10 protein-coding genes are annotated in these 12,992 nt (G+C 46.4%); 8 read left to right on the forward strand and 2 right to left on the reverse strand.

Annotated features, from left to right (window positions below; all coding sequences use genetic code 11):
• The first annotated feature begins 33 nt into the window (after nt 1–33).
• Nucleotides 34–744 carry a ribose-5-phosphate isomerase RpiA gene (gene rpiA, locus VC178_RS07410; RefSeq protein WP_215318192.1) on the forward strand — a complete coding sequence of 237 codons (711 nt, stop codon included), beginning with the start codon at nt 34–36 and terminating at the stop codon, nt 742–744.
• A 258-nt stretch (nt 745–1,002) separates the two neighbouring features.
• On the opposite strand, the gene VC178_RS07415 is transcribed toward rpiA, so the two are convergent.
• Nucleotides 1,003–1,275 (reverse strand): oxidative damage protection protein, encoded by a 273-nt coding sequence (locus VC178_RS07415; protein ID WP_215294910.1) that lies wholly within the window; start codon nt 1,273–1,275, stop codon nt 1,003–1,005.
• Between the two features lie 32 nt (nt 1,276–1,307).
• Entirely contained in the window at nt 1,308–2,672 is a 1,365-nt protein-coding gene (argA, locus tag VC178_RS07420) for an amino-acid N-acetyltransferase (protein ID WP_215294908.1), read from the reverse strand.
• A gap of 17 nt (nt 2,673–2,689) precedes the next feature.
• On the opposite strand from argA, the gene hrpA reads away from it, so the two are divergent.
• The 7 genes from hrpA (at nt 2,690) to glnA (ending at nt 12,989) form a co-directional block, all read left to right on the forward strand.
• Nucleotides 2,690–6,739: an ATP-dependent RNA helicase HrpA gene (hrpA, locus tag VC178_RS07425; protein WP_323482082.1), complete on the forward strand. Its 4,050-nt coding sequence runs from the start codon at nt 2,690–2,692 to the stop codon at nt 6,737–6,739.
• 146 nt (nt 6,740–6,885) lie between these two features.
• The gene (locus VC178_RS07430) at nt 6,886–7,830 is read left to right on the forward strand and encodes a cytochrome D1 domain-containing protein (RefSeq protein WP_323482220.1); all 945 of its coding nucleotides are present in this window, start codon (nt 6,886–6,888) and stop codon (nt 7,828–7,830) included.
• Between the two features lie 13 nt (nt 7,831–7,843).
• Complete coding sequence (locus tag VC178_RS07435) at nt 7,844–8,644, forward strand: polysaccharide deacetylase family protein (RefSeq protein ID WP_323482083.1); 801 nt, start codon at nt 7,844–7,846, stop codon at nt 8,642–8,644.
• 3 nt (nt 8,645–8,647) lie between these two features.
• Complete coding sequence (locus VC178_RS07440; RefSeq protein ID WP_323482084.1) at nt 8,648–9,619, forward strand: sterol desaturase family protein; 972 nt, start codon at nt 8,648–8,650, stop codon at nt 9,617–9,619.
• Between the two features lie 29 nt (nt 9,620–9,648).
• Nucleotides 9,649–10,518 carry an EI24 domain-containing protein gene (locus VC178_RS07445; protein WP_323482085.1) on the forward strand — a complete coding sequence of 290 codons (870 nt, stop codon included), beginning with the start codon at nt 9,649–9,651 and terminating at the stop codon, nt 10,516–10,518.
• A complete protein-coding gene (locus tag VC178_RS07450; protein WP_323482086.1) occupies nt 10,511–11,368 on the forward strand; it encodes a competence/damage-inducible protein A in 858 nt (285 codons plus the stop codon). The genes VC178_RS07445 and VC178_RS07450 overlap by 8 nt, the downstream gene beginning before the upstream one ends.
• A 205-nt stretch (nt 11,369–11,573) precedes the next feature.
• Nucleotides 11,574–12,989, forward strand: coding sequence for a type I glutamate--ammonia ligase (glnA, locus tag VC178_RS07455; RefSeq protein ID WP_215294896.1), 1,416 nt, complete (start codon nt 11,574–11,576; stop codon nt 12,987–12,989).
• Nucleotides 12,990–12,992 lie beyond the last annotated feature (3 nt).

The following is a 12,992-nucleotide window of genomic DNA, read 5'->3' on the forward strand; positions in this document are numbered from 1 at the left end:
TACTCAGTTCCAGTAAAGGTGTTTGGTGGATATATGAATCAGGATCAACTCAAGCAAATGGTGGGCGAAGCTGCTCGAGACGAGGTGCTAAAGCTACCCGCTGGACAAATCTTGGGTGTAGGAACAGGTTCGACCGCTAATTGCTTTATTGATGCCTTAGCTCCACATAAGGATCACTTTTCTGGAACCGTTTCTAGCTCCAATGCTACGACTGAGCGATTGCTAAAGCATGGTTTTAAGGTACTCGACCCTAATGATGTACTCAGTCTGCCAGCCTATGTCGATGGTGCCGATGAAATTGATCCTGCTGGCCATATGATTAAAGGTGGGGGCGGTGCGCTGACTCGCGAAAAAATTATTGCCTCCATGGCAAAGCAATTTATTTGCATTTGCGACTCTTCTAAACAGGTTCCGGTACTTGGTAATTTTGCTCTCCCAGTCGAAATCATTCCGCTAGCCAAAGGTATTGTCAGTAGAGAGCTGGAAAAGCTTGGCGGCAAGGTGACTTTGCGCTTAGCTAAACATACTCGCTCTGACCTCAATCAAACTCCAAGCGAGCCCTTTGTGACCGATAACAGCGCTTGGATTTTGGATGTCGCTGGTTTGCACATTGCTGATCCCATCACTATGGAGTCTCAGATTAATCAAATTGCTGGCGTGATTACGGTCGGCTTATTTGCTAAAGAGAAAGCCAATGTCTTGCTGGTCAGCAACGCGTCTGGTGTTAGCCGCATCGCACTCTAATCCGTAAAGAGGAAATAAAAAAACCCGACGGGGCATCCCCATCGGGTTGTTTGCCATGGTTTGCATGGCGCAGGCACTCGGAAGGTATTTAGTTCCTTAGCCTATGAGCGCATAGATGCGCTCATTTTGAAGTGGCTTTCGCCAATGTAGCAAGACACTATATCTGCCTCACTACGATTACATCCTATGCCTGTACTTTTACTGTGTCAACAACAGAGACTGTATTTATAGAAATTTATTTTTGCTGTATTGCAATACTTATTCGGCAGGCGGTACATAGCCTTGTGCCATATCTGCACCACCTTCAAAGAAGTATTTTTCTACTTGCTTTAAGAGGTACTGGCGTGCACGTGGATCTGCCATATTGAGGCGATTTTCATTAATGAGCATAGTTTGATGCTTTAACCAAGCAGCCCAAGCTTCTTTAGAAACTTGATTCCAAATCTTTTTGCCTAAGTCACCAGGAAGTGGAGCGAAATCCAAGCCTTCTGCCTCTTTATTGAGTTTGATGCATTCAACCATCCGTGCCATCTGTAGTGCCTTTCTTATATATCTCTTTGTTCTTATAGATCTTTAGTTAAAACCATGGACTTACGGTCCCAGTTATAAATTTGTTTTCTTTCTTCTGGCAGGTCATCCACTGTGGCCCTTTTAAAGCCCCGTTTCAGAAACCAATGCTCTGTTCTCGTCGTCAGAACAAATAATTTTTTAATACCCTCTTGTTTAGCGCGCATCTCAACCCGTTTTAGCAAACGCTCGCCATCACCAGAGCCTTGCACATCAGGATCTACTGCAAGACAGGCTAATTCACCAACACCATTGGGGAATGGGAACAGGGCAGCACAGCCGAAGAGTACGCGGTCATGCTCAATCACTGAGAAGCGCTGAATGTCACGCTCAATCACGTCTTGACCGCGGGCAGCCAAGATCCCTTCTTCTTCTAGCGGCATAGTGAGTTGCAAGATACCACCGACATCATCTTGATTGGCTTCGCGTAAATTCTCAATATCAGAAGAGGCCAGCATCATGCCAATACCGTCGTGGGTAAAGAGCTCTTCCAATAAGGCGCCATCCTGGTTGCAGGGCAAGAAGTGAACCCGACTCACCCCGGCACGAATCGCTCTACCAGAGATATTGAGCAAACTCTTCATGCCAACGTCGAGATTTTTGTTCTCTACCATATAGTCTTGCAACTGAGGCAAGGAGAGTTCTGTAATCAGATCACCTTCAGCATCGTGTAGACCTTCATATGGACTTAAGAAAATCAACTTATCCGCTTTGAGCGCTGCAGCAGTAGAAGCTGCTACATCTTCGTAAGCTAAGTTAAAGGCTTGACCTGTAGGTGAGAAGCCTAACGGAGAGAGCAACACAATCTTGTTGCTATCGAGTGATAACTTAATTGAAGTGGAATCCACTTTACGCACTAAGCCGGTATGGATGTAATCAACCCCTTCGACAACGCCCACTGGCATCGCTGTAATAAAGTTACCAGAGATAACAGAGATACGAGAGCCTGCCATCGGAGTGTTTGGTAAACCACGGCTAAATGCCGCTTCAATATCGAGACGCAATTCTCCGGCAGCTTCTTTCACGCACTCTAGAGCAGCAGCATCGGTAATTCGATAGCTATTCATGGCGCTCTTGCCAAACTTACTCTTAATTTTGCGCAGCATGAGCTGCTCTTCAATCTGTGGACGAATGCCGTGAACCAAAACGATTCGCATACCCATGGCATGCAACATCGCAATATCTTCGATGAGATTCTCAAGACCAATTTCTTGAACAAGCTCGCCAGCGAAGGCTATCACAAAGGTCTTTTCGCGGAAGCTATGAATGTAGGGTGCAACATCGCGCAACCACCCTACGAAGGGGAAGTTGGAGGTAGATTCTTCGGCGGTTGAGGCCTGGTTTGGTGCATTTGTCGGCATAGTGAGAAAATTATAGGGTGCAAGAGCCTATAAACCAACAAAAACCCAAACCCAGCTCCAAGCCTGTGCCTGCTTCCAACACCGGACGCAAGCTTGAAATCCGCTTTCCGGAAGAATTGCCGGTCTCTGGTCAACGTCAGATCATCAAGGATGCCTTGCAAAGCCATCAGGTGGTCATTGTGTGCGGCGAGACAGGCTCAGGCAAGACCACCCAGCTACCAAAGATCTGCTTAGACCTAGGGCGTGGCACGATCAACGGTGGCAAACTCATTGGCCATACCCAGCCACGACGGATTGCTGCCACCGCTACTGCCAAGCGGATCGCCCAAGAGCTTGCTTCGCCCATTGGTCAAGATGTGGGTTACCAAGTGCGCTTTGCTGATAAGACCAGCAACACCGCTTCCATTAAGCTGATGACAGATGGCATCTTGTTGGCCGAGACGCAGCGCGACCCACAACTCAAAGCTTATGACACGCTCATCATCGATGAGGCACATGAACGTAGCTTGAATATTGATTTCTTATTAGGCTATTTAAGGCAGTTATTGCCCAAGCGGCCCGATCTCAAACTCATCATTACCTCAGCCACGATTGATGCCCAGCGATTTTCTGAGCACTTTGCCATCAATGGCAAAGTTGCACCGGTGATTGAGGTGAGCGGCAGGTTGTTTCCGGTAGAGCAAAGATATTCACCGCTCGAACCAGATTCAAAACCTGATGGCAAGAAAGAATCCAAGACAGCAAAAGAAATTCCAGATGCAGTCGCCGAAGAAATTACCAAGGTCTGGCGAGAGGGTGCTGCAGGCGCAGGAGACGTTTTAGTTTTTTTGCCAGGCGAGCGTGAGATACGAGATTGTGCTGAAACACTGCGTAAAGACCATGTCTTGCAGCAACGCTTTCATCCAGAAGTGCTGAGCTTGTTTGCACGTCAATCTGTGGCCGAGCAAGAGAGAGTCTTTAGCCCTGGAAACGGTCGTCGCATTATTTTGACAACCAACGTTGCTGAGACTTCTCTGACTGTTCCTAATATTCGTTACGTGATTGATAGTGGTTTAGCAAGAGTGAAGCGTTATTCCTATCGCAATAAAGTAGAGCAGTTGCAGATTGAGCCTATTTCACAAGCGGCGGCTAATCAGAGAGCGGGGCGTTGTGGCCGTGTATCGGATGGTATCTGTGTACGCCTCTATAGCGAGCAGGATTATCAAAGTCGTCCCAAATTTACTGATCCTGAAATTTTACGCAGTTCACTAGCTGCAGTATTGCTGCGGATGAGCTCACTACGCTTATCCAAAATTCAACACTTTCCATTCATTGATAAGCCATTGGGTAGAGCGATTGCTGATGGCGTACAACTTCTAGATGAGCTCGGCGCAATAGAGTTTGATGATGCTCAAGTTGGCGATGGTAAGGATGTCAATCATAGTTTTAAGCTAACGCAGATTGGTAAACAGTTAGCTGATTTGCCGCTAGATCCTCGTATTGGCAGAATGCTCTTGGCTGCTAAAGAGCAGAATGCCTTGAGAGAAGTCACCATCATTGCCTCTGCCTTGGCTACACAAGATCCACGTGAACGCCCTATGGATCAAGGGGCTGCAGCAGATCAGGCGCACTTGCAGTTTGCGGATGAACGCTCTGAGTTTTTGAGTTTTGTGAAACTCTGGGATTGGTATCAGGACGCCTTACAGCATAAACATAGCAATCGACAGTTAGAAAATCTGTGTCGCAGTAAATTTCTATCGCCTCGTCGCTTGCGTGAATGGCGTGATGTTCATGGTCAGTTGCATACCATGCTCGGCGAAAAGGGCTGGAAAGACAATAGCCTCGCTGCAGCCTATGAACAAGTTCATCTCTCTTTACTTACTGGCTTATTAGGCTATGTAGCTAAAAAAGAGGAAGATGAAAAATCACAAGACCGTAATAGCAAGACAGGTGGCTATGTTGGGGCTAGAGGTATTCGCCCCTTCATTTGGCCTGGTTCAACCATCGGTAAAAAAGCCGGTGCTTGGATCTTGGCTGGTGAGTTGCAAGAGACCACTCGCATGTATGCTCGCACCATTGCCAAGATAGAGCCGCAATGGGTAGAAAAAGTGGCAGCTCATCGACTCATTAAATCCTTGAGTGACCCCTTTTGGGATAACCGCCAAGGTGAGGTATTGGCATTTGAGCGTGGCACCTTGTATGGCTTGCCGATCTATCACGGACGCCGGGTACGCTATGAGCCACATAATTTTGCAGAAGCCCGTGAATTATTTATTCTCCAAGCGCTTGTCCAAGAAGAAATGTTTGGGCGCATGGATACGCCAGCACTGCAACGCGAGACCGAAGCAGACGCTAAGAAAAAATATCCTGGTACGTTTGGGTTTTTTTGGCATAACCGGCGTCTGATTAAAGAAATCGAAGCGCTTGAGCACCGCTCACGTCGCCCCGATGTTTTGGTAGATGACGATTTGCTCTTTGCCTTTTATGAATCCCGTATCCCTAAAGGCATTTGTAATCGAGAAGATCTCAGGGCCTATCTCAAAAAGACTCCTGACCTCGATACACAGCTTCGTTTAGAAAAAGCTGACCTCATGCGCCATGAAGCAGCAGGGATTACCGTAGACCGCTATCCCAAAGTGATGAAGGTCGGTGGAGCAGAGCTCAATTTAACTTATCACTTTGAGCCCGGTAGCCCCAAAGATGGAGTGACCTTAGTAGTTCCCTTGGCACAACTCAACCAAGTGGATGGTCGTCGTTGTGAATGGTTAGTGCCCGGTATGTGCGAGGAAAAAATTCTGCTCTTACTAAAAACCTTGCCACAAAAAATTCGACGTCATTGTGTGCCATTACCAGACTATGCAAAATCGTATTTAGAGCGAAAGCTTGAGGTACAGCAATTTGGAGTGGGTGATTTTCTCGATCAACTCATCGATGACATTCGCAAAGAGCGTGGTCTAGAAATCAAAAGAACTGATTTCAGACCCGAGGCCTTGCCGCTACATTCATCGATGAACTTTCGTTTAATTGATGAGCATGGACGTCAGTTAGAAGTAGAGCGTAACTTAGCGCGCTTACGATCAGAATATGGACAGACTGCCCGCGATGCCTTTCAGGCAGTTGCTCAGGAAGTAGCTCAAGCAGAACTGGGGATTGAGCCGTTGTCCCAAGCCAGCGCTAAGTCTAAAGCAAGCATTCAACCAGATGGAGCTAGGAAGGTCGAGCAGAGTGGCTATCGAAGCTGGGAGTTTGGAGAGTTGCCTGAAACCTTAGAGATTCAAAAAGGCAATAAAACTTTATTTGGATATCCCGCGCTGATTGATCGTGGCGAATACTGCGATCTCGAGGTATTCGATGATTTGCTGGAGGCTCGAAAGCAACATATACAAGGATTACGTCGTCTATTTGCCCTGGGCAATAAAGATACGCTGAAAGCATTGCAAAAACAGTTGCCCGGTATTCGCGAGCTCGGATTGCTGTTTATCAATGTTGGATCAGTTGAAGGTTTGATCGATCAGATACTTAATCTGGCGATTGAGCGCGCGTTCATGACTGAGCCTCTGCCAAATAATGCTGAACAGTTTGCCGACCGAATGCAAGCAGGTAAACCCAGACTGGCACTGATTGCCCAAGAGATTTCTCGTCATACTTTGGCTGCTTTGCAAGCTTATGCAGATTTGCAAAAGAAGATGGCGCAAGCCAAAGCAGCATCATCCAGTGCTTATGCTGATATTCAGTCGCAAGTACAGGCTCTCATCTTTCCCAAATTTGTAGCTGACATTCCCTATGCGCAATTAGTCCATTTGCCACGATATTTAAAAGCGATTGCAATGCGCATTGATAAGATGCGTGCCAATCCCTCTAGGGATGCTCAATGTCAAAAAGACTGGGAATCAGTGGCAAGACCATGGCAAAAACTCCTTCAGGGGAGTAAAGGTACAGCTGCATATGCTATGAGTGAAGATCAGGCTTTAGCTGATTTTCGTTGGCAATTAGAGGAGCTCAGGGTGGCCTTATATGCCCAGGAGCTCAAAACACCGACCCCCATGTCCCTAAAGCGCTTAGAAAAAGTTTTGGCGAGCTTGCGCTAGATCAATTCCACTGCTTATTAGGGGTCTTTTGACTCTCTCCATTGCTTACAATGTGGTTTATGCACAAATTTATCAAGATTAGAGCTTTTCGCACTATTGCCGTTTCAGTTGCCTTTGCTTCAATACCCTATCCAGTATTTGCTGAAATGTCCGCAACTGGAGTGGTGCCAGCATTACCGGCACAACCTAAACTAGCAGTGGTGCTCAATTCAGGTGAAGCTACGGTGAGTTTGATAGATATGCCAAGTCGCCGTGTTATTAAAACCACCTATATTGGCAAAGAGCCGCATCACTTGATGATGACGCCTGATCAAAAAACTTTATTGGTTGCCAATGCCGCAGGTAACGATGTCGTGTTGATGAATCCTGTAAGCGGTGAGATCACTGGGCGTATGCCCAATATTATTGACCCATACCAAATTGGCTATTCTCCAAACCACAAATGGTTTGTAGCTAATGGCAATCGATTAGATCGCGTTGATATATATGCAGCGAATGGCGCTGATCTGAAATTATCCAAGACCGTAAAGTTGGGAAAGACTCCAAGTCATATTGCGTTCACTGCCGATAGCAAAATTGCCTTCATCACATTACAAGACTCTAATGAACTGGCAGCGATTGATCTTGAAACTCAAAATGTATTGTGGGTGATGTCTACTGGCAAAGTGCCTGCAGGTTTATGGATGACGCCTGGCGACCAATATCTTTTAGTTGGTATTACCGGCGAAGATTTCGTACAAGTGATTGACTGGAAAGCTCGCAAGGAAGTTAAGCGAATCTATACCGGCAAGGGTGCACATAACTTCCGTCCTTTAGGGGATAAAAAGTATGTCTTTGTAAGCAACCGCATTGCCTCTACGATCAGCTTGATCAATATGCAAACTCTCGAGAAGGAGAGTGATATTACTGGTCTTCCGTCTGGTCCAGATGATATGGAAATTACTCCTGACGGCAAAAGCCTGTGGGTGACATTCCGTTTTGCAAAAAAAGCGGGGGTAATTGATATACCCACGATGAAGTTGGTGAGCGTCATCCCAGTGGGAAGATCTCCTCACGGTGTATTTTTCTACCCTAGGGCTCCATGGGAGTAAGGGGAGTTCTTTGATGAAACGTAATCACATCGTTTACCACATCGTTTATCTAACAGCCGCGCTCTTGCTCGGCTGTTTTTCATTCGGCTCTAGCGCACAGACATCCAGTTGCAACAAGACAGTCTATTTAACATTTGATACTGGCAATATGTCAGTTGCGCATCAGGTTGATGAGATTTTGAAGCGTCAAAATATCAAAGCCACTTTTTTTCTGGCGAATGAAAAAACCTATCGTGGTGATTTTGCATTAGACGATGCCTGGAAACCCTACTGGCAAGAACTGGCCAAAGAAGGTCATCACTTTGGTAGTCACACATACGACCATCTATATTTCGTGAAAGACGGCCCCAAAGGTGAGGTTTTTGAAAAGCCACAATTTGGACCTAAAGCTGGCGTGACGGTGCTTTATAACGAAGCCGCGATGTGCAAGGAAATTCGCAGAGTAGATCATCGCTTCCAAGAGATGACGAATCAACCATTGCAAAAAATCTGGCGTGCTCCTGGAGGTAAAACCTCACCAACTTTGATTCGGATGGGGGAGATGTGTGGCTATCAACACATTGGCTGGGCCCCCGCTGGTTTCTTGGGGGATGAGCTTCCTTCTGATAAGTACCCTAACGCTGGACTCTTGCAGAAGGCGAGTCGTGATATTCAGGATGGCGACATCACGATGGCGCACCTTGGTATTTGGTCCAGAAAAGATCCCTGGGCACCCGCAGTGCTAGAGCAATTGATCATTAATCTGAAGCAACGCGGCTTTTGTTTTGGTCTATTGCCTGCGGCGCACAAAAAATCTGCAGATCAGTCAAAATAAAGCATGGATTTAAACTTTATCACCTCTGCAATCTCAAACGCCTATGGCAGTCTACAAGAGTGGATTTTTTCGACCCTGGTAGGGCCATTGTTGTATCAATTGGATCTGATGTCGTGGGCTGAGGATGTATTTGATGGCATGGATTGGTTTCTGTTTGGCTGTATTCAAATCTTTCTTATCATGGTTGTGCTCCGCACTTGGGAGCGCTTTCATCCTGCAGAAGCGCAAGATCGCTTTGCTATTTCAAGCAAGGCGGATGTTTTCTACACCTTGTTTCATCGGCTGGGGATTTTTCATGGCTTGATCTTCATTACCTTATCTGGATTTTTCTTTGAGGTCGATTCGATCTTGCACGATTTTCGGTTTGATCGTTTCAATGTAGAGTCTTGGTGGCCTGGAGTTACCTCGATACCAGTGGTGAGCTTTCTGCTTTATCTGATCTTGCTTGACTTTGTCGATTATCTTTACCATCGTGCAGCCCACTCGTTTAACTGGTGGTGGCAGTTGCATGCCTTGCATCACAGTCAAACAGTAATGACGGCTTGGTCTGATAATCGTAATCATCTGTTAGACGACATCATGCGTGCAGTATTTATGGCATTTTTTGCACTCTTGTTTGGAGTATCTCCTGGTCAATTTATTGCACTCGTGGCCCTGAGCCAATTTATTCAAAGTTGGCAGCATGCCAATATCAAGATTCACTTAGGGCCTGCGCGCTATCTCTTGATTTCACCGATGTATCACCGCATGCATCATGCCGTGGGCTATGGTCATGAGGCCATTGGTAAGCCTGGAGTACTGGGCGGCTGTAACTTTGGCATTCTTTTTCCCTGGTGGGATATGTTATTTAGGACGGCGATTTTTCCTAAGACGGTTTATCCCACAGGCGTGCGAAACTTAACGGTTTCGCAAAATGTCATTACTCAGCAGTGGCAGTGTTTGGTACACGCATTCAGAGAGTTATTACCAAAGTAAACATACCCAAGGTATGTCATAGGAGTTTTATGGTTGGATTGCAGCAAGTATTTAAATCGTTTGGACTTGCACTGGTGGGAACGATGCATCCACGCATGCTGTGGCTCAGTCTGCGACCATTTCTGATTGTTTCTGTTGTATGGGGTAGTCTCATTTGGCTTGCTTGGACCCCAGCGCTGGAAGCATTGAGTATTTTCCTCACGACTTCCATGTTCACGAGCTGGATCCAGGAAGGTCTGATTTGGGCTGGCTTTGAAAATGCCAGAGCTTGGATCGCGCCACTATTTTTTGTTATGTTGATCATTCCTCTGATCACGATCAGCCTCTTAGTGTTTATTGCCTTCTCAACCGTACCAGCAATTGTTAGGATCGTAGCTCGACAATCTGCATATCATGGTTTGGAAGCAAAGCGTGGCGGCGGACTTTTTGGTAGCTTGGTGTACACCTTATGGTCTGCGCTGATCTGTTTAGTGTTAGTGATGCTGACCTTGCCAGTATGGTGGGTTCCTCCGCTCGTAGCAGTGTTACCACCGCTCTTATGGGGTTGGTTGACAATGCGCCTCATGTCATATGATGTCTTAGCTAAGCATGCCAGCACCGAAGAGCGCGATCTTCTAATAGAAAAATATCGATGGTCATTACTCACTATGGGTGTGATCTCGGGCATGCTCGGCGCTGTACCCACATTCTTCTGGGCTACTTCTGCGTTAGCCTTGGTATTGTTTCCAGTAGTGAGTTTTGTAGCCCTTTGGGTGTACTCTCTCATTTTTGTGTTTGCTGCTTTATGGTTTAGCCATTTTCTATTAGATGCGCTGCAAACGCTGAGACAAGAAGAATTAGAAAAATCATTAACAGTAGAAACCCGCTTAGTAGATTCGGAACTTCCATACCATGGATGATGTCATCAAAACAGTAGCAGTGGATGCCTCGACAGAGGGGGTCACAAGACGATTTGGCTTAATCGTGATCGGCGACGAGATCTTGTCAGGTCGTCGTCAAGATAAGCACATGAGTAAGCTCATTGAACTCCTCAATGAACGGGGCTTGAGTCTTTCGTGGGCAAAGTATGTTGCCGATGATTCAGAGCAAATTACAGCAACCCTCAAGCAAAGTTTTGCCAGCGGCGATGTGGTGTTTAGTACGGGCGGTATTGGTGCGACTCCAGACGATCATACGCGCCAATGTGCTGCGTTAGCACTAGGTACAAAAACCGCATTGCATCCTAAGGCGCAAGAGCTCATTGCTGGTCGCATTCACTCGATGGCAGAGGGTGATCCAATCAAAGCCGATTTGAATACTCCAGAAAATCAACACCGCTTCAAGATGGGTGAGTTTCCACTGGGTAGTGACATCATCCCAAATCCCTATAACCAGATCCCTGGCTTTCGGATTCGGGAACATCATTTTGTTCCGGGCTTTCCAGTGATGGCCGCTCCCATGATGGCTTGGTGTCTGGATACCCATTACCAAGATCTCTTTCATCAAGAAAACTGGGCAGAACAAAGTTTCATTGTGCCCAAAGGTATTGAGTCCACCTTAACCCCGCTGATGGAACGCATAGAAGCTAACTTCCCAGGCGTGAAGGTCTTTAGCCTGCCGTCTGTGGGTGATGCTACTAAGGGCGGTGTATATGCCCAGCGGCATATTGAATTGGGTATCAAGGGCAATGCCAATTTATTAGAAAATGCGTGGATTGCCCTAAGAGCGGGCACCCAAGAGCTGGGCTATGAGATTCATGAAATTTCTTAAGTCAATTTTGCACTAAAGTAGTGCAAATATCCTTTTTAGAGGCGATCAAAGAGCTAATCAAGCACTTAATTAGTGCAATAATGAGGATTCCCCGTTGTTTGCTTCAGTAAATTAGATACATCCAATAGGCATGTTGATGCCTGGAATGAACAAGGGTGTATGCCTTAGGTTTGAATTCCGAGTTTTGTTTATAGAGGAGATTTGCATGACGAAGACCGTCGCTGATGTGATGAAGTTAGTTAAAGAGAAAGAATGTACTTTCGTTGATTTCCGCTTTGTAGATACAAAGGGTAAAGAGCAACATACGAGTGTTCCTATCTCTGCTTTTAACGAAGATAAATTTGAGAGTGGTCATGCCTTTGACGGCTCCTCTATCGCAGGTTGGAAGGGCATTGAAGCTTCTGATATGTTGTTGATGCCAGATCCAACTGCTTGCTATATCGACCCATTCTATGAAGAGCCTACCTTGGTAATCACATGTGATGTGATCGAGCCTTCAGATGGCAAAGGCTATGACCGTGATCCACGTTCTATTGCAAAGCGTGCTGAAGCCTATTTGAAGAGCTCTGGTTTAGGTGATGCAGCTTACTTTGGTCCAGAGCCAGAGTTCTTTATTTTTGATGGCGTGCGTTGGGGCGCTGACATGCAGGGCTGCTTCGTGAAGATTGATTCCGAAGAAGCGCCATGGTCATCAGGCCTTGAAGTTGAAGGTGGTAACACTGGTCACCGTCCAGGTAAAAAAGGTGGCTACTTCCCGGTTGCTCCAGTAGATACATTCCAAGATATGCGTTCTGAAATGTGTTTGATTCTCGAATCATTGGGCATACCGGTTGAAGTTCACCACCATGAAGTTGCTGGTCAAGGTCAAAACGAATTGGGTACTAAGTTCAGCACATTGACTCAACGTGCTGACTGGACTATCTGGCAAAAGTATGTAGTACAAAATGTTGCGCATGCATATGGCAAGACTGCAACCTTCATGCCTAAGCCAGTAGTTGGCGATAACGGTTCTGGTATGCACGTGCACCAATCTGTTTGGAAGAATGGCGAAAACTTGTTTGCTGGTAATGGTTACGCAGGTTTGTCAGAGTTTGCCCTCTACTACATCGGCGGCATCATTAAGCACGCTAAAGCATTGAACGCTATTACCAACCCAGGTACAAACTCATACAAGCGTTTGGTTCCAGGCTTTGAAGCCCCCGTAAAGTTGGCATACTCAGCACGCAACCGTTCTGCTTCTATTCGTATTCCACACGTTCCAAGTCCTAAGGGTCGTCGTATCGAAACCCGTTTCCCAGATCCATTGGCAAACCCATACTTGGCATTCTCGGCCTTGTTGATGGCTGGTTTGGACGGCGTCCAGAATAAGATTCACCCAGGTGAAGCTGCTGACAAGAACTTGTATGACTTGCCACCAGAAGAAGATGCAAAGATCCCAACCGTTTGCGCAAGCTTGGAAGAAGCTTTGGCAGCACTCGAAAAAGATCATGAGTTCTTGACCCGCGGTGGTGTATTTACAGAGTCTATGATTGATGCCTATATCAATTTGAAGATGGAAGATGTCACACGTTTCCGTATGACTACCCATCCAATCGAATTTGATATGTATTACTCCCTGTAAGCG

This window comes from Polynucleobacter sp. AP-Sanab-80-C2, assembly GCF_035012965.1.
Lineage (GTDB): Bacteria > Pseudomonadota > Gammaproteobacteria > Burkholderiales > Burkholderiaceae > Polynucleobacter.